The 18,564-nt window shown below is 44.4% G+C and carries 16 protein-coding genes; 13 read left to right on the forward strand and 3 right to left on the reverse strand.

Going from position 1 to position 18,564, the window contains the following annotated elements:
* Positions 1-6 precede the first annotated feature (6 nt).
* The 8 genes from infB to SJY39_RS04555 all read left to right on the forward strand — a co-directional run bounded on the left by infB (position 7) and on the right by SJY39_RS04555 (position 10,221).
* Complete coding sequence (gene infB / locus SJY39_RS04520; RefSeq protein ID WP_010436135.1) at positions 7-2,697, forward strand: translation initiation factor IF-2; 2,691 nt, start codon at positions 7-9, stop codon at positions 2,695-2,697.
* A 134-nt stretch (positions 2,698-2,831) separates the two neighbouring features.
* Entirely contained in the window at positions 2,832-3,245 is a 414-nt protein-coding gene (gene rbfA / locus SJY39_RS04525) for a 30S ribosome-binding factor RbfA (RefSeq protein WP_010436137.1), read from the forward strand.
* Entirely contained in the window at positions 3,245-4,198 is a 954-nt protein-coding gene (gene truB, locus SJY39_RS04530; RefSeq protein WP_010436141.1) for a tRNA pseudouridine(55) synthase TruB, read from the forward strand. The genes rbfA and truB overlap by 1 nt, the downstream gene beginning before the upstream one ends.
* A gap of 218 nt (positions 4,199-4,416) precedes the next feature.
* Positions 4,417-4,686 (forward strand): 30S ribosomal protein S15, encoded by a 270-nt coding sequence (gene rpsO, locus SJY39_RS04535; protein ID WP_010436144.1) that lies wholly within the window; start codon positions 4,417-4,419, stop codon positions 4,684-4,686.
* A gap of 379 nt (positions 4,687-5,065) precedes the next feature.
* On the forward strand, positions 5,066-7,186 hold the full coding sequence (gene pnp / locus SJY39_RS04540; RefSeq protein ID WP_010436145.1) for a polyribonucleotide nucleotidyltransferase: 2,121 nt from the start codon (positions 5,066-5,068) through the stop codon (positions 7,184-7,186).
* A gap of 124 nt (positions 7,187-7,310) precedes the next feature.
* On the forward strand, positions 7,311-8,249 hold the full coding sequence (gene nlpI, locus SJY39_RS04545; protein WP_010436147.1) for a lipoprotein NlpI: 939 nt from the start codon (positions 7,311-7,313) through the stop codon (positions 8,247-8,249).
* 140 nt (positions 8,250-8,389) lie between these two features.
* A complete protein-coding gene (locus tag SJY39_RS04550; protein ID WP_010436149.1) occupies positions 8,390-8,797 on the forward strand; it encodes a MarR family winged helix-turn-helix transcriptional regulator in 408 nt (135 codons plus the stop codon).
* Positions 8,798-8,883: 86 nt separating this feature from the next.
* Positions 8,884-10,221: an MATE family efflux transporter gene (locus tag SJY39_RS04555; RefSeq protein ID WP_016787795.1), complete on the forward strand. Its 1,338-nt coding sequence runs from the start codon at positions 8,884-8,886 to the stop codon at positions 10,219-10,221.
* A gap of 86 nt (positions 10,222-10,307) precedes the next feature.
* Here the strand turns inward: SJY39_RS04555 and SJY39_RS04560 are convergent, their stop codons facing one another.
* The 3 genes from SJY39_RS04560 to SJY39_RS04570 all read right to left on the reverse strand — a co-directional run bounded on the left by SJY39_RS04560 (position 10,308) and on the right by SJY39_RS04570 (position 14,435).
* A complete protein-coding gene (locus SJY39_RS04560) occupies positions 10,308-11,186 on the reverse strand; it encodes a U32 family peptidase (protein WP_016793797.1) in 879 nt (292 codons plus the stop codon).
* An 18-nt stretch (positions 11,187-11,204) separates the two neighbouring features.
* Positions 11,205-12,218 (reverse strand): peptidase U32 family protein, encoded by a 1,014-nt coding sequence (locus tag SJY39_RS04565; RefSeq protein ID WP_016767827.1) that lies wholly within the window; start codon positions 12,216-12,218, stop codon positions 11,205-11,207.
* A gap of 177 nt (positions 12,219-12,395) precedes the next feature.
* Positions 12,396-14,435, reverse strand: a complete 2,040-nt coding sequence (locus SJY39_RS04570; RefSeq protein ID WP_010436176.1) for a bifunctional diguanylate cyclase/phosphodiesterase — start codon at positions 14,433-14,435, stop codon at positions 12,396-12,398.
* 258 nt (positions 14,436-14,693) lie between these two features.
* Between SJY39_RS04570 and SJY39_RS04575 the strand changes: the two genes are divergently transcribed.
* From SJY39_RS04575 to prfC, 5 genes are all read left to right on the forward strand, one after another.
* Positions 14,694-15,221, forward strand: a complete 528-nt coding sequence (locus SJY39_RS04575) for an SCP2 domain-containing protein (protein WP_010436179.1) — start codon at positions 14,694-14,696, stop codon at positions 15,219-15,221.
* Positions 15,205-15,708, forward strand: a complete 504-nt coding sequence (locus SJY39_RS04580; protein WP_010436181.1) for a GNAT family N-acetyltransferase — start codon at positions 15,205-15,207, stop codon at positions 15,706-15,708. Before SJY39_RS04575 ends, SJY39_RS04580 begins: the two co-directional genes overlap by 17 nt.
* A gap of 159 nt (positions 15,709-15,867) precedes the next feature.
* A complete protein-coding gene (locus SJY39_RS04585) occupies positions 15,868-16,266 on the forward strand; it encodes a DNA polymerase III subunit psi (RefSeq protein WP_010436184.1) in 399 nt (132 codons plus the stop codon).
* Positions 16,259-16,714: a ribosomal protein S18-alanine N-acetyltransferase gene (rimI, locus tag SJY39_RS04590; protein ID WP_010436187.1), complete on the forward strand. Its 456-nt coding sequence runs from the start codon at positions 16,259-16,261 to the stop codon at positions 16,712-16,714. Before SJY39_RS04585 ends, rimI begins: the two co-directional genes overlap by 8 nt.
* Positions 16,715-16,886: 172 nt before the next feature.
* Complete coding sequence (prfC, locus tag SJY39_RS04595; protein ID WP_010436189.1) at positions 16,887-18,467, forward strand: peptide chain release factor 3; 1,581 nt, start codon at positions 16,887-16,889, stop codon at positions 18,465-18,467.
* Positions 18,468-18,564 lie beyond the last annotated feature (97 nt).

The raw sequence follows: 18,564 nt of genomic DNA on the forward strand, positions 1-18,564 counted from the left end.
AGCGGTATGACACAATTAACAGTTAAAGCACTGAGTGAAGAGATTGGTACGCCAGTTGACCGCTTAATTGAACAACTTGCTGATGCAGGCATGAAGAAATCAGGGTCGGATCAAGTGACTGATTCAGAGAAGCAAACATTGCTAACGCACCTAAAAAAGGAGCATGGTGATACTTCTGGTGAAACAGAACCGACTCGTTTAACTCTTCAGCGCAAGACCCGCAGCACGTTAAGTGTTGCTGCTGGAGGCGGTAAGAGTAAGGATGTTCAAGTAGAGGTACGTAAAAAACGTACTTACGTGAAGCGCAGCACTATTGAAGATGAAGCGAAACGTGAAGCTGAGGAACTAGCTAATCGTGAAGCGGAAGAGAAAGCACAACGCGATGCTGAAGAGCAAGCGAAACGTGATGCTGCAGAGAAAGCACAGCGCGAAGCCGAAGAAAAAGTAACACGTGAAGCGGATGCAAAACGTGATGCTGAAGAGAAGGCTCAACGCGCACAAGCTGAAAAGGCTAAAAAAGACATGAATTCAAAAAATGCAGACGCTAACGCACAAGCGAAAAAAGAAGCGGATGAACTTAAAGCTCGTCAAGAGCAAGAAGCAACTCGTAAAGCAGAAGCTGAAGCAGCTAAGCTTGTTGAAGAAGCTCGTAAGTTAGCTGAAGAGAACCAAGAACGTTGGTCTGAAGAAGAGAAGAAGAAGAAAGAGCAAGAGAAATCTGCGGATTACCATGTGACTACTTCTACTTACGCTCGTGAAGCTGAAGATGCGGCAGATAAGAAAGACGAGAAAGCACCTCGTCGTCGCAAGAAGAAAGCAGCTCCTGCTAACCAACCAGCAAACAACCGTGGCGGTCGTAACCAACGTGGTCGTGGCGGTAAAGGTAAGCTTGCTAAACCAACTTCAATGCAGCAAGGCTTCGATAAGTCAGCGACGGTTGCTAAATCTGACGTTGCTATCGGCGAAACTATCGTTGTTTCTGAACTGGCGAGCAAAATGTCAGTTAAAGCAACTGAAGTTATCAAAGTAATGATGAAGATGGGCGCTATGGCGACTATCAACCAAGTGATTGACCAAGAAACAGCACAACTTGTTGCTGAAGAAATGGGCCACAAGGTTATCCTACGTAAAGAAAACGAACTTGAAGAAGCGGTACTAGCTGACCGTGACAACAATGCAACGGCTGAGGGTCGTGCTCCTGTTGTTACTATCATGGGTCACGTTGACCACGGTAAAACTTCAACACTTGATTACATTCGTAAAGCACACGTTGCTTCTGGCGAAGCTGGCGGTATCACGCAGCACATTGGTGCTTACCACGTAGATACTGATAACGGCATGATCACGTTCCTTGATACTCCTGGACACGCGGCGTTTACCGCTATGCGTGCTCGTGGTGCTCAAGCGACAGATATCGTTGTCCTAGTAGTAGCAGCAGACGATGGCGTAATGCCACAAACAATCGAAGCAATCCAGCACGCGAAAGCGGCAGGTGTTCCTCTGATTGTTGCTGTGAACAAGATCGATAAAGAGGGTGCAAACCCAGACAACGTTAAGAATGAGCTAGCTCAATACGACGTTATCCCTGAAGAATGGGGCGGCGAGAACATCTTCGTTCACATCTCTGCAAAACAGGGTACAAACATCGATGGTCTTCTAGAAGCAATCCTTCTTCAGTCTGAAGTTCTTGAGCTTACAGCAGTTAAAGAAGGCATGGCATCTGGTGTTGTTGTTGAATCTCGTCTTGATAAAGGTCGTGGTCCAGTTGCAACAGTACTAGTACAGTCTGGTACTCTAAACAAAGGCGATATCGTTCTTTGTGGTCAAGAGTACGGTCGTGTTCGTGCAATGCGTGATGAAAACGGTAAAGACATTGAAACTGCAGGTCCATCTATCCCTGTAGAAATTCTAGGTCTTTCTGGCGTTCCTGCTTCAGGTGACGAAGCGACTGTTGTACGTGATGAGCGTAAAGCGCGTGAAGTTGCAAACTACCGTCAAGGTAAATTCCGTGATGTTAAACTAGCTCGCCAACAAAAAGCGAAACTAGAGAACATGTTCGCGAACATGACGGCTGGTGAAGTTGCTGAACTTAACGTTGTACTTAAAGCTGACGTTCAAGGTTCTGTAGAAGCGATTGCTGATTCTCTACTGAAACTGTCAACTGACGAAGTTAAAGTGAACATCGTAGGCTCTGGTGTTGGTGGTATTACTGAAACTGATGCAACGCTTGCAGCGGCTTCTAACGCTATCATCCTTGGTTTCAACGTTCGTGCTGACGCAACTGCGCGTAGTACGGTTCAGAACGAAAACCTAGATCTACGTTACTACTCAATCATCTACCAACTGATTGACGAAGTTAAACAGGCGATGGGCGGTATGCTTGCTCCTGAATTCCGTCAAGAGATCATTGGTCTTGCACAAGTTCGTGACGTATTTAAGTCACCTAAGCTTGGCGCAATCGCTGGTTGTATTGTTACTGAAGGTACAATTAAGCGTAGCAACCCAATCCGTGTACTTCGTGAAAACGTTGTTATCTACGAAGGTGAACTAGAGTCACTTCGTCGCTTTAAAGATGACGTTCAAGAAGTTAAAAATGGTTACGAGTGTGGTGTCGGCGTTAAGAACTACAACGACGTTCGCGTTGGTGACCAGATCGAAGTATTCGAAATTGTTGAAGTTAAACGTACTCTAGACTAATCAGTCAGTAGGACTCGACATATTGACTAAGGTTACTAACATTACTAGTAATGGTAATAAGTAATCGGTTGTTGAATACACCATGGGGGGCTGGTAATTACCAAGCCCCCCATCTTTCTAAGTGAGAAAAGAAAATGTCAAAAGAATTTAGCCGCACACAGCGTGTGTCTCAGCAGCTTCAAAAAGAGCTTGCCCTTATCCTACAACGTGAAGTTCGTGACTCACGTATTGGTATGGTAACGATCTCAGACGTAGAAGTGTCTCGTGACCTTGCATACGCAAAAGTATTCGTTACTTTCCTATGTATCGGCGAGCAAACGCCTGAATCGTGCCTTGCTGCTCTTAAAGAGCATGAAGTGCCAGTTCGTATGGCTCTTGGTAAGCGCATTCGCCACCGTCTAACGCCTGAAGTACGTTTTACTTACGACAACACATTGGTAGAAGGCATGCGTATGTCTAACCTAGTGAGTGAAGTTCTAAGCGACGATAAGCGTAAGCAGCAAGAAGCTGGCCGCACTGACGAAATTCAGTCTAAGGACGAAGAGTAATGGCTCGCCGTCGTAAAGGTCGCCCTATTAACGGGGTAATTCTGTTAGATAAGCCTACTGGTATTTCATCTAATGATGCACTGCAAAAAGTAAAGCGTATTTACTTTGCAGAGAAGGCAGGGCACACAGGTGCTCTGGATCCTCTTGCGACTGGCATGCTGCCAATTTGTCTTGGTGAAGCAACGAAGTTTTCTCAGTTTCTTCTAGATTCTGATAAGCGCTACGTAGTAATCGCTAAGCTTGGTGAGCGTACCAACACCTCTGACTCTGATGGTGAAGTGGTTGAAACTCGTGAAGTGAATGTGACTCAAGAACAACTTGAACGTTGCATTGCAAGCTTTAAGGGTGAAACCGACCAGATCCCATCAATGTTCTCGGCATTGAAGTATCAAGGTAAGCCTTTGTACGAATACGCTCGCGCAGGTATTGAAGTACCTCGAGAGTCTCGTAAGATCACTGTGTACTCTATTGAATTGCTTCGCTTTGAAGGTGATGAAGTTGAAATGGAAGTGCATTGTTCGAAAGGCACTTACATTCGCACAATTACCGATGACCTTGGTGAAATGCTAGGTTGTGGTGCTCACGTGACAATGCTTCGTCGTACTGGTGTAGCAAAGTACCCTTATGAACGTATGGTGACTTTGGAGCAGTTAAACGAGATCCTAGAGCAAGCACAAGCGCAAGAAATTGCACCAAAAGAGCTGCTTGATCCACTTCTGATGCCAATGGACACTGCCGTAGAAGACTTACCAGAAGTGAATTTGAACGCGGAACTGACTGACCTAGTTCAGCACGGCATGCCAGTTCAGGTTTCTGGTGCACCAACTGAAGGCACGGTTCGTATGACAAGTGGTGAAGAAAAGCTGTTTGTTGGCGTTGCTCAGATTGCAGAAGATGGCCGAGTTGCACCTAAGCGCTTGGTGGTTTTCAGAGATGAAGAGCCACAAGCGTAGCGTTTAAATCGAGTCAGAATATTAGTCGTTCGTCCTTAAGGGCCAACAATTGATAAAGAAAGCGAGCCCTTTCATTTAGTGGTTCGCTTTTTTCGTTTTAAGGCGTTCGATTGTTATTGCACCAATTCATAAACTTCCCTATAATCCTCGGCTCGCGTAGCGGCTGAATCAGAGATTGGCTGCTACAAATATAAACTTACTCTTATCAGGAGAGAATTATGTCTCTGAATGCAGAAACTAAAGCAGCAATCGTTGCAGAATACGCACAATCTGAAGGCGACACAGGTTCACCAGAAGTACAAGTAGCACTACTTACTGCTTCTATCAACCACCTACAAGGTCACTTCAAAGCACACAAGCACGATCACCACAGCCGTCGTGGTCTACTACGTATGGTTTCTAGCCGTCGTAAGCTTCTTGATTACTTGAAAGGCAAAAACCTTGCTCGTTACCAAGACCTAATCAAGCGTCTAGGCCTACGTCGCTAATAGCGATGTCTGCAAAGACAGTTTGAAGAAAAGGAGCATTTATGCTCCTTTTTTTGTGCCTGTAAGAAAATGGCAGACCGGATGCTTAGAATATCACCTGGCTTTTTCTGATAGGAAATATATCTCCTAATAAAAATAGTTTATACTACGCCCGCCTATAGCGTTTTCACGTTTGGCAATCAACCTTCTCAAGAGATTACAGTCACAGATGTCGGCCAATAGGTCGCGACTATTCAAAGGCGGATTTGGTCCTAATTCGGCGTATGAATTCATACAAAGAAACACTATCTCGAGTCCCTTTTCACTAGTCGCGATTGGTAATATCTTGAGTCATTATTCACTTAATCTAAAGTCATGACTTTAGAGCTAAGGATATACAATGTTTGAAAAACCAGTTGTAAAATCGTTCCAGTACGGTAATCACACCGTTACTCTAGAAACGGGCGTAATCGCACGTCAAGCTACTGCTGCTGTAATGGCAACTATGGACGATACATCAGTATTCGTTTCTGTTGTTGCTAAGAAAGAAGCTGTTGCAGGTCAAGATTTCTTCCCTCTAACAGTTAACTACCAAGAGCGTACATACGCTGCGGGTAAAATCCCTGGTGGCTTCTTTAAGCGTGAAGGTCGTCCTTCTGAAGGCGAAACACTAACAGCTCGTCTGATTGACCGTCCAATTCGCCCACTTTTCCCAAGTGCGTTCAAAAACGAAGTTCAAGTTATCGCTACGGTTGTATCTATCAACCCTGACGTAAACCCAGACATGATCACTATGATCGCAACGTCTGCTGCACTTGCTATCTCTGGTGCACCATTCAATGGTCCTATCGGTGCTGCACGTGTTGGCCACATCGATGGCGAACTTGTTCTTAACCCATCAAATACTGAGCTTGAAAACTCTAAACTAGACCTAGTTGTGTCTGGTACAGAAGGCGCAGTGCTAATGGTTGAATCTGAAGCAGATAACCTATCTGAAGAAGAGATGCTTTCAGCTGTTGTTTTCGGTCACGACCAACAACAAGTTGTAATTAAAGCGATCAACGAGTTTGCTGCTGAAGTTGCAACTCCATCTTGGAACTGGGAAGCGCCAGCAGTTAACACTGAGCTTAAAGCTAAAGTTGCTGAGCAAGCTGAAACTCGTCTATCTGACGCGTACCAGATCACTGAGAAAATGGCTCGTTACGAGCAAGTTGGCGCAATTAAGAACGACGTTGTTGAAACTCTAATTGCACAAGACGAAAACCTAGATGAGCGCGAAATCCGCGGCATGCTTGGTTCTCTAGAGAAAAACGTAGTACGTAGCCGCATCATTGCTGGCAACCCACGTATCGATGGCCGTGAAAAAGACATGGTTCGTGCGCTAGACGTACGTACTGGTGTTCTTCCACGTACACACGGTTCTTCTCTATTCACTCGTGGTGAAACTCAAGCACTTGTTACTGCAACGCTTGGTACACAACGTGATGCACAAATCATCGATAGCCTAATGGGTGAGAAGAAAGATAACTTCCTTCTACACTACAACTTCCCTCCATACTGTGTAGGTGAAACTGGTTTCGTTGGTTCTCCTAAGCGTCGTGAAATTGGTCACGGTAAGCTTGCTAAACGTGGTATCCAAGCTGTAATGCCTTCTGTTGATGAATTCCCATACACAGTTCGTGTTGTATCGGAAATCACAGAATCTAACGGTTCTTCTTCAATGGCTTCTGTATGTGGTACATCTCTAGCGCTTATGGATGCTGGTGTTCCAATCAAAGCTTCTGTTGCGGGTATCGCAATGGGTCTTGTTAAAGAAGGCGACGATTTCGTTGTTCTTTCTGACATTCTTGGCGACGAAGATCACCTAGGCGACATGGACTTTAAAGTAGCAGGTACTAATGCTGGTATCACTGCACTTCAAATGGACATCAAGATCGAAGGTATCACTAAAGAGATCATGCAAATTGCTCTTAACCAAGCGCAAGGTGCACGTAAGCACATCCTTTCTGTAATGGATGAAGCTATCTCTGGTGCTCGTGAAGATATCTCTGAATTCGCTCCACGTATCCACACAATGAAAATCAGCTCTGATAAGATCAAAGATGTTATCGGTAAAGGTGGCGCAGTTATCCGTGCTCTTTGTGAAGAAACAGGTACTACAATCGAAATCGAAGACGATGGCACGATTAAGATTGCTGCTACTGAAGGCGCAGCTGCTAAAGAAGCTATCCGTCGTATCGAAGAGATCACTGCTGAAGTTGAAGTTGGCCGCATTTACCAAGGTAAAGTTGCTCGTCTAGCTGACTTCGGTGCATTCGTTACTATCCTTCCAGGTAAAGATGGTCTAGTACACATCTCTCAAATCGCTGACAAGCGCGTTGAGAAAGTGTCTGACTACCTAACTGAAGGTCAAGAAGTACCTGTTAAGGTTCTTGAAATTGACCGTCAAGGCCGTGTACGTCTAAGCATGAAAGAAGCAGTTGAAACACCAGCTGAAGGCGAAGCACCTGCTGCTGAGTAATTCTTAGCGTATTGATGGGAATATCGCTTTTTAGTGATTTCTAACCCATTGGTAAAAAAGCATGTTATAAAGGGGAGCATATCGCTCCCCTTTTTTATTGCGGTCATAACAGGAGTAATTATTTGTGAAATGGTTTCAAACCGCGAGTATGTGTTTACTGCTTGTACTAACTGGTTGTGCGACAACATCAGATAACACCTCTCGTTGGGTTTATCCACCAATGGCAGTGCCACTGCAACCAAGTGTTCAACAAGAAGTTCAAATTGCACGCCTTAGTCAGTTATTACAGCGCCCAGATCTGAACGATGAAGTTCGAGCTAAAATGCTGTTTGAACGTGGTAACTACTACGACAGCGTTGGCCTGCGTGATTTAGCACGTCTTGATTTCAATCAGTCTCTTTCATTGAACCCCGCTCAACCTGATATCTTCAACCTTTTGGGTGTTTACTTTACGCAAGTAGGGGAGTTTGATGCCGCTTATGAGTCTTTTGATTCGACGTTAGAGCTTGATCCTGCAAACTCATATGCAGAACGAAATCGCTCTATCGCACTCTACTATGGCGAGCGCTATGATTTAGCCAATGAAGAGATGATGAAGCACTACGCCGATGATCCTAGCGATCCGTTTCGCGCTCTGTGGCTTTATATCATTCAGCATGAACTCACTCCAGAGCAAGCCAAGCTTGATTTGCAAAAGCGTTACGAGAGCCGTGATGAGCAGTGGGGATGGGTATTAGTTGCGATCATGCTTGACGATATTACTGAAGAGCAGGCTTTTAAGGCGATCTTAACGGGTACTCGTGATAACACGTTACTTGCACAGCGCCTAACAGAGACTTACTTCTACCTTGCTAAGCGCTACCACATGAATGGTGATTACGCGAATGCGATCTCTTTGTACAAGCTAGCGGTATCTTTTAACGTATATGAATACGTTGAACATCGCTATTCATTCCTAGAGTTAAGCCGTATCTTTAGCACGCTTAAAGCAGAACATTTGGCGCAGTCTAAACTAGCAGCCGCTAAACTGGCAGAAGCTGAAGAAGAAGCCAAAGCTAAATAAAATACATATTAGAAATTTAAGAAGCCGCTGCCTGTCAGCGGTTTTTTTATATGTCCTATTTCATTTCGATTGCTTTTTAATTACACAGTATTAAAATAGTTAGCCTTGCTAACTAAATGCAATGCTTTGATTGGGTAAGTATGCTGAACCAGAATTTAGAAAAGATTGAACGCTTCGCCTCTAAGATATGGCGAACTCAAGTTAATGAAGATCCTATCTGTCAATTGAGCTTCAATGAGTACGATTATTTGAAGGTCATTCAGGCGTCGCCAGAACCTATTAGGCTAACAGATCTTGCGGTTGAGATGCAGGTTACTAAACCTTCAGCGACTACCATGGTTCAAAGGTTAGAAAGAAAAGGCCTCGTCGAACGCAAAGCTTCGCTTGAGGATGCGAGATCTAAATTGGTCATTTTGACCGATAAGGCAGAAGTGGGGTTGGAAGAAGAGAGTAAGATCTACCAGGTAATGGCACAAATATTAGAAAGTCGTTTGTCTGAACAGGAATCCTTACAATTAAACCAGCTGTTATACAAAGCTTTGAAGTAAACAATTTAGATATTTAGTTAGCCTTGTTAACTAATTTGAGTCGCGTCATATTGATAGGTGGCTCACTAATGAAAGTAGAGTAAGAAATGAGTAACTCAATTAGTCGTCAATTCTGGCGATACACAATTCCTACCGTAGCAGCTATGTTAGTTAATGGCCTTTACCAAGTGGTAGATGGCATTTTCATTGGTCGTTATGTAGGTGCCGATGGACTTGCGGGTATTAACGTCGCGTGGCCTGTTATTGGGTCGATCCTCGGTATTGGTATGCTAGTAGGCGTGGGTACGGGGGCGCTTGTCTCGATTCACCAAGGTGAAAAAGATACTCAAGGCGCTAAGCAGATCTTAGCAACAGGTTTAACCTTGTTGCTAGCGATAACGCCTATTGTTTCTGCAGTGTTGTTTTTGTTCGCCGACAATTTCTTATTTTGGCAGGGTGCAGAAGGACGTGTGTACGAACTCGGCCTGCAATATTTACACATCCTGATTGGTGCTAGTGTCTTCACTTTGGGTTCGATCGCGATGCCGTTTTTACTGCGTAACGACGACAGCCCTAATCTAGCAACGATACTGATGATCGTTGGCGCAGTAATTAATATCGTACTCGATTACCTGTTCATCGCTCTATATGGTTGGGAGTTGATGGGCGCAGCATTAGCAACAGCGATTGCCCAGTTTGTAGTGACTGCACTTGGCTTAGCTTACTTTTTCTCGCATCGAGCAAACCTTCGTTTACGCTGGAATGAATTGAGACTGAAACTTGATGTGATTCCACAAATCTTCTCGATTGGTACATCAAGCTTCTTTATGTACGCTTATGGTTCGATGATGGTGGCGCTGCACAATGCGTTGTTCTCCCAGTATGGCGACCAGTTGATGATTGGTGCTTATGCGATTTTGGGCTACATCGTGACGGTTTACTACCTCACTGCTGAAGGCATCGCAAACGGCATGCAACCATTAGTGAGTTACAACCATGGTGCGCGTAATCAAGCGAACATTCGTAAGTTACTTAAGATTGCGATGATGAGTTCAGTATTGATCGGTGTTGCGTTCGTGCTACTTTTGAACGCGTTCCCACGTGAGTTTGTGTCAGTATTTAACTCAGATGAACCTCAGCTAGTTGAGTACACCGTGTTGGGTGTTCGACTACACATGTTTGCACTGGCTCTTGATGGCTTCTTAGTCGTAGCGGGTGCTTACTATCAAGCGGTGAACAAGGGCAGCAAGGCGATGTTTGTGACGATAGGTAACATGCTTATCCAATTACCTTTCTTGTATATTATGCCTAAGTTGTACGGTGTGCCGGGGATCTGGATTGCGTATCCATTGTCCAATATCGCGTTAAGTGTAGTTGTTATGATCATGCTCTACAAAGACGTAAAGAAGCTCGATGCTGCGCCGCTGGAAACCGCGACGGCGTAGATCGTTTTTCTTAAACTGAATGATAAAAGGTCTAGCGAATGCTAGACCTTTTTTGTATCTGTTACTGATTATTCTAATTTAAGGAACTAGATGTTCTTAACGTCTAAACCTGCGAGTTGATGCCAGTAACCGTTGCATTGGCGGCTTTCAATTTTCATCGGTTTTTGACCTTGCTCGTTCGCTCTGAAGTTATTAATTTCAGAGAAGGTATCGATGCCGAGTGGGCTTAAACGAACCACATCGACTAGGTCATGCATGTTCGGTAGATCGTTAACTAGGTTGTAGCAGTAGCCCGATTGTGTCTGAATGCCGTTAAGGTTAAATACCGACTGGCCTTCTTGACTTTCGACTTGTAGCCCTGTTGGGTATTTGATACAACAAGTTTCGCAATCGTCTTTGGCTTTGTTTTCCGCGCGAGCGGTAAAGCAACGCGCTGAGTAAGCAAGTGGTAGGTAGCCGTGGCTAAATACTTCTACTTCGAACTTATTACGGATATTAAGATCTTCGCACTGTGTCATTACGTTGCTTAGCCATTCGCGAGAAAGCTCAACAGGCATACACCAACGCGTCATACCTTGTTTCAAGAACAGGTTCAGAGTGCGTGCATTGTAGGTATTAACCGCCGGGCCAACCACAAAAGGCACTTTGCTTTCGCTTGCTAATTGAATCGCAGACACGTCGTTGGCTTCGATCGCAAAGTCACCGTTATCAATGTACTTCTTCATGATGTTGACTTCGCTTGGTGCTTCTAGCAATGCCATGGTGGAAAGTACGACTTGCTTGCCTGAAGCCGACAGCTCTTTGGCAATATCCATCCAGTGTTTTGCTTTCATCTCACGACGCTTTGAACACACGGCTTCACCTAGGTAGATGATGTCGGCAGAGCTTAATTTCGCTTGCTCATAGAAGCTTTCAACATCTTGTTTTGGCCAAAAATAAAGTAGAGGGCCTAATGCGTATTTCATTGAGTTCTCCATTTGGCTCTATTGCCATTTACGGTGATAAGCGCCAAGCGTGGTTTGTGTACCTTCAGATACATTTGCCAGTGTCGCGTTCCAAGCTTGTTCTACTTGGTATTGTTCAGGATTCGCTAAGTAGCGATCGATAGCAGCGCGCCAAGTACGAGTCACTTGTTCAACATAAGCAGGGCTGCGTTGGCGACCTTCAATCTTCACTGAGGCAACATTGGCCGCGAAAAGCTCAGGCAACATGGATAGCGTGTTTAGACTAGTCGGCTCTTCAAGTGCGTGATAGCGCTTACGTTCACCATCGATATCCGCTTCAAAACGACCCTTACACAGCGTTGGGTAACCTGCGTTCTCACCTGCTTCATACTTATCGATAAGGATTTCATTCAAGCGAGACTCTAGGCCGGTTTCTGTTTCTTGCCAGCGAACGTATTTAGCTGGAGAACAAGCACCAACTGTATTGGGTGATTCGCCTGTCATGTAGGAAGAGAGGTAACAACGGCCTTCTGCCATGATGCACAAGCTACCAAAGGCGAATACTTCAAGGTCAACGTCAGAAGTGATATTACGAGAAAGCTGTTTGACCTGATGAATCGACAATACGCGAGGCAATACCACACGCTTTACATTGAAGTTCTTGTGGTAGAAGTCGATAGCCGCCGCATTGGTTGCAGAGGCTTGAACTGATAGGTGCAGTTCTAAGTCAGGGTATTTATTGGCCGCGTATTCGAGCACCGCGATGTCTGCAATGATCAGCGCATCAACCCCCAGTGCTGCGGCGTTGTCTACGGCGTTAGTCCATCGTTCGAAGCCATTTGGGTGAGCAAAAGTATTTAAGGCAACGTGAATTTTCTTGTTGCGGTCATGCACGTATTGCACGGCACGATCGAGCTTCTTACCCGCAAAATTAAGACCTGCAAAGTGTCGGGCATTGGTATCGTCTTTAAATCCGATATAGACAGCATCCGCACCGCAATCAATGGCGGTTTTCAAAGCAGGTAGGTTACCTGCTGGGCATAAGAGTTCCATTTGCTCACTACCAGTAGAATTAAGTTGAGGCGAGCATTTTATGAAGAATTATGAATGACGGAATTGATGTAAGGCAGGTTTAGATGGATAAATCTGCTTTTACTCCGTTTGAGGTACTGACTGGTGACCGTTTTTTCTGTTTTAGCTTATGAGGGAGAATTAAGTCGAATCACTTAACTAGTTTTTGTGACGGCGATTCTGAGCAAATAGCTCTTCAACATCTTGTTTTGGCTGAGGACGGTAGAAATGAAATCCCTGAATGGAGCTACAGTTGAGGTTCGACAGTAGCGTCGCTTGTTCACTGGTTTCGACACCTTCCGCAACCACAGTTAAATCGAGAGATTTACCAAGGTTGATGATGTTTTCGATTACTGTGATTTGCTTTGGTAGTGTATCGATATCAGAAATGAAGGCGCGGTCTATCTTAAGCTCATCAATTGGGAAGCGAGCCAAGTAAGACAGAGAAGAATAACCGGTACCAAAATCATCGATAGACAGAGCAAAGCCTAGTTTCTTAATCGCATTCAGCATTTGCAGTGTGTGATCACTGTCACTCATTACGGCACTTTCTGTGAGCTCAAAGGTAATGGCACTAGGATCTAATTCTGTAGAGCGTAGTAGTTTTTCAACGTAATCAATCAGTTTTGGGTTGCCGAATTGCTCTGGTGAAAGGTTGATCGCTACGCGGCCAGGTAGGATACCTTGCATTTTCCAGCGCTTAACCGTCGCAAATACTTCACGCATAACCACGCGACCAAGTTGCTCGATAAGACCAGCACGTTCCGCTACAGGGATGAATGCCGCAGGGCTAATATAACCTTCTACAGGATGCTTCCAACGTACTAGTGCTTCAGCGCCGTTGATGGTGAAGTCACGGGCATTGACCTTTGGTTGATACCAAACCTCAAGTCCATTTTGCTGAAGTGCTTTCTGCAGTTCAATCTCAAGCCACAGCCGCATACGCGCTTCTTTGTTCATTTGTTCGTTGAACTTAATCAGGCGGTTACGACCACGATCTTTGGCTTCGTACATAGCTGTGTCGGCGTTTTGCAGCAAGATACGTGCGTCTGTACCATCTTGAGGGAAGCTCACACTACCAATAGAGCAGGCTAAGCGTTTACTAAAATGGTGAAGATCGAAGGGTTGATTGATCAGGGAAATGATCTTCTCAGAGAGCGTTTCAGGTGTTCGAGGGTGTTCGGGCTCTGGCAGAATTACACCAAATTCATCACCGCCCAAGTGGCCAATAACTGCTTGGCGAGGCAATAAACGTTTTAATCGTGAAGCGACCTCTTTAATCACTTTGTCACCGATGTGATGGCCAAGTGAATCATTGATATTCTTGAAATTATCTATGTCCAAATAGAGCATCACAACTGGAGTTTCATTGTGAATGAACTGCTCAAGGCGCTTGGTAAACCCTACTCGGTTATAGAGTTTAGTCAGTGCATCAATGTAAGCATCTTCACTGTTAGCGGGTGTAAATTGTTTTGTGGTTTCTTGTGCGTCTTGGATCAGGACAAGTTGGGTATTACTACCAAGGACAGAAGTTGAGTCGATATGTAATTGAACCTTACGTTCAAAACCACATCGGGCACCCGTTAAGCAAACTAAACCAGACTCTGAAATAATAGAACTAAGGCTATTGTTGAAGACTGTTTTGGTTTGTTCATCGATAAATAGGCGACCTAATTCTTCGCCAATCAATTCAGTGGTCGAGTTAAATCCAAGTAACCTTGCTGCGGCCGGGTTTGACGACAGGATGTAATCATTTTCGACAAGAAGTAACCCATCAGGTAGCAGTTGAGATAGCTTGTGAAATTTTGCTTCGGATTCTTCTAAAGAACGAACAAGTACCTGGTTTTCTGAGGTATCGAAGGCATGAAAGACGATGTAGTCGGTTTTTTTGCCGTTAATTAGAGGGGAGAGGCTAAAGTGCAAGCTGGTATCGAGGTCAGTTTCGTTGAGAGTGACTTCAGCCTCAATCGCCTCGCCATTGAATGCTCGCTCATAATACGGCTTAAGATGTTGGTAGAATTGCTCACCCAATGTTTGGCGGTCATTCATCCCAGCAAGCTCGGTTTGACTTAAACCAGCAATATCGCAGTAACGCTCATTCACCATAAAATAGTTGTGTTGGGCATCAAGTACTGCAAAAAAGAACGGACTGTTTGCAGTTAGCTGGGTAAACCAATGTTGTAGTTGCTGGGGAGGCATCAAAGTACTACCAATTCTCCAAGAGCTTGAATATTCACTATCGATAAATATTTATTAATTTTTGTGTGACTATCGATATTTACCTGTGAGTGCAGCGATCCGCTGTAATTCTCATTACCTGAGTTACTATAACTGTGATTTTCAGGATATTAAAGGTCGAGTATCAAACAGAAGTTAATTTGATACATAACAGTAACTGAGATCTCAACATCATCTATGATGCATTCCATATTATTGACAAAGTTACGGATAAGTCACGTGATAAACAAGATTCGCACTCAACTAGTTCAAAATGCCGCATCAATTTTGCGATCTCCAGTCCAGTTATTGCCTAAAACAGTACAAAAAAGAGCCTTATTGGAATCTCTGAAAAATGTCTTTAAAGAAGCTTTAGAGGACGGTGACTTTGAGTTCTTAGAAGACAAGTGGCTTAAAGTCTCAATAAAAGATATGGGGTTAAGTTGGTGTATTAGCTACAAAAATGAGCAACTAGTTGTAGCTGATAAAGATGTTGATGAAGATGTAAGCTTTAGCGGCAATCTTAACGATCTTGTACTCATTGCTGGCCGTAAAGAAGACCCAGATACGCTTTTCTTCCAGCGTAGGTTATCTATTGAAGGTGATACTGAACTTGGTTTAGAAGTCAAAAACTTGATGGATAGCGTCGATTTGGACTTATTACCGACACCTATGAAAACTTTGTTAAATCAATTAGCTGATTTTGTGCAGAAGGGGGTACAATCTCCAGATACACAAAGTGAGGTAATGAATGCTTATTCGAACTGAAGCACCGGCAGATATACTTGTCATTGATCGTTTATTGAAATCTGTTTTTGAAACAGATGCAGAAGCTAATTTAGTTATGAGCCTGCGTGAGAATAGTCATTTAACACTATCGTTGGTGGCCTGTTCAGACGAGGGTGAGGTGATTGGTCATCTGATGTTTAGCCCTATAACCCTAAATGGTCACGATCATAATTGGCAGGGCCTTGCGCCTCTTGCGGTGAAAGAAGAATATCGCAATCAAGGTATCGCCAAGTCATTAGTTGAAGATGCTTTCTCTACTTTGGTTGATTTTGGTTACCCAGCCTGCGTTGTGCTTGGTGATCCTGCTTACTACGGTCGTTTTGGTTTTAAGGCGGCGAGTGAGTTTGGTTTGAGCTGCACTTGGGATGTGCCTGAGGGAGCCTTTCAAGCTATCGAGTTAGTTGAAGGTGCGCTTGCAGGACATGCTGGTGAGATTGCTTACAGTCCTGAGTTCAACGACTTATAAGTCCATTTCTCACGTAATATGATGCAAACTGATTTAGACTAAATAAAGGAGCTTGATGCTCCTTTATTTTTTGTTAGTATCAGCCCAACTCTGATGAGCTCGTTTTTAACTCCGCTCTAATAAGTCGCCCACTATCAACCTAAGGTTACACCGCTAGATATGTCACAAACACACGCACAATACCTGCAAGAGATGGGCATTAGCCAATGGGAGCTTAGCCACCCAGAGCGTTTGGCGGGCTATGAATCTGAATTAACTTCGCTCTCGAACGATTGCAAGTTACTGTTGGTTTCGCCTGAAAAACCTCAGGAAGATCTTGCTGTGATGTTTGAGCGAGTACTCAAAAGTATCAAGCTCGACTTATCTCAAGCATTACATATTCAGCCTCAGCACCTATCTTCTGTGGATTTCGGGGCGGTTGAGTGGGTGTGGTTTGCTGGTTGCGAGTCGACTCAAGAGCTGAAGGCTAAAACACTTCAATCTCCATTACTGTCTGACATTAATGGTAATAACCAACATCGTCGCGACTTATGGCAACAAATCTGTGCTTATGACTAATCAATTTTTACCGACTTCACAACAACATCTAGACGCAATTTGGCAGATAGAACAGGCCGCACACTCCCATCCATGGTCTGAAACTATGATCCGGGATCTTGAGAGCCGAGGCGCTTGTCATCATGTCCTTGAAGTTGATGGACAAGTGGTGGGCTATTTCTTCGCTCAAAATATTGTTGGTGAAGTGACGCTGCTTAATATTGCGGTAGACCCAAGCAAGCAAGGCAAAGGTTATGGTAAGGCACTAACTGAACATTTCCTTGATATATGTGAACAAGCTGATGCTGAAAGCGCTTGGCTGGAAGTTCGCGAAAGTAATGTGAACGCGTTTAATCTTTACGAAAAGGCAGGCTTCAACGAAGTTGATCGCCGTCGTAATTACTATCCAACTAAACAAGGCAACGAAGATGCCATCATTATGAGCTATCTTTTTATGTCTTTTAGCTAGTAATGTTACGTCTTTTCGCTAACTAGATAGCTAATCATAAAATTAGCCAAGAAATAGGGTGTAAACTGACCCTTTAGAAAGTGATACGCTTTCTGTATAATCCGCACACAGAATTCAAGGGCAAGTATTATCTACTTGCCCTTTTTACGCTTTAGATCAGCAAAGGGCGACTATGTCTTTCCAACAAGAAGTGAGCAAACGTAGAACGTTTGCGATTATCTCTCACCCGGATGCGGGTAAAACCACGATTACTGAAAAAGTTCTTTTATTCGGAAACGCGATTCAAAAAGCGGGTACCGTAAAAGGCCGTGGCTCTAACCAGCACGCTAAATCTGACTGGATGGAGATGGAAAAAGAACGTGGTATCTCGGTAACTACGTCTGTAATGCAATTCCCATACAATGATTGCCTAGTAAACCTACTCGATACTCCAGGACACGAAGATTTCTCGGAAGATACGTACCGTACGCTAACAGCGGTTGATTCTTGTTTGATGGTTATCGATGCTGCTAAAGGTGTCGAAGACCGTACTCGTAAGCTGATGGAAGTAACACGTCTTCGTGATACTCCAATCGTAACGTTTATGAACAAACTTGACCGTGATGTTCGTGACCCGATGGAAGTGCTTGATGAAGTGGAAAGCGAGCTAGGTATGGCCTGTGCTCCAATCTCATGGCCAATCGGTTGTGGTAAAGAGTTTAAAGGTGTTTACCATATTCACCGTGACGAAACGATCTTGTACGAATCTGGCCACGGTCATGAGATTCAAGAAGTTCGCATCATTAAAGGTTTGGACAACCCTGAGCTAGATGAAGCGGTAGGTGCTGATCTTGCGGAAAGCGTACGTGAAGAACTAGAGCTTGTTATTGGTGCTTGTCCGGAGTTTGATCATGAACTGTTCCTTGCTGGTGAGCTAACACCTGTTTACTTCGGTACTGCATTGGGTAACTTTGGTGTGGACCACATGCTTGATGGTCTAACGAAGTGGGCTCCTGCACCTCAAACGCGCCAAGCGAATGAGCGTGATGTAGAAGCGACAGAAGAGAAATTCTCTGGTTTCGTGTTTAAGATCCAAGCAAACATGGATCCAAAACACCGTGACCGTATCGCATTCATGCGTATCGTATCAGGTACTTACGACCAAGGCATGAAGATGAACCATGTTCGTACTGGTAAGAACGTAAGTATTTCGGATGCGGTAACCTTCATGGCGGGCGACCGTGCGCGTGCTGAAAAAGCATACGCTGGTGACATTATTGGTCTGCATAACCATGGCACAATCCAGATTGGCGATACCTTTACTCAAGGCGAAAGCTTGAAGTTTGCAGGTATTCCAAACTTCGCGCCTGAGTTGTTCCGTCGTATTCGTCTACGTGATCCTCTGAAGCAGAAGCAACTTCTCAAAGGCCTGGTTCAGCTTTCAGAAGAGGGCGCAGTACAAGTATTCCGTCCTATGCAAAACAATGATTTGATCGTTGGTGCGGTTGGTGTACTTCAGTTCGACGTGGTTGTAGCGCGCTTGAAAGCGGAATATAACGTAGAAGCTATCTACGAAGGCGTTAACGTTGCAACAGCTCGCTGGGTTGAGTGTGATGACGCTAAGAAACTAGAAGAATTCAAACGTAAGAACCAATCTAACCTCGCGTTAGATGGCGGTGACAACCTGTCTTACATTGCACCGACTATGGTGAACTTGAACCTAGCTTCTGAACGTTTCCCTGACGTTCAATTCCGAGCAACGCGCGAGCACTAATTTCTTCGCGATCTATTCGAGCTAATCAAAAACGTCTATTGTTCTGCAGTAGGCGTTTTTTAATGCGTTTTATTTTTGTTAAAGGCTGAGGTTTGAG

The organism is Vibrio sp. R78045 (genome assembly GCF_042466085.1).
Classification (GTDB): Bacteria; Pseudomonadota; Gammaproteobacteria; order Enterobacterales; family Vibrionaceae; genus Vibrio; species Vibrio cyclitrophicus.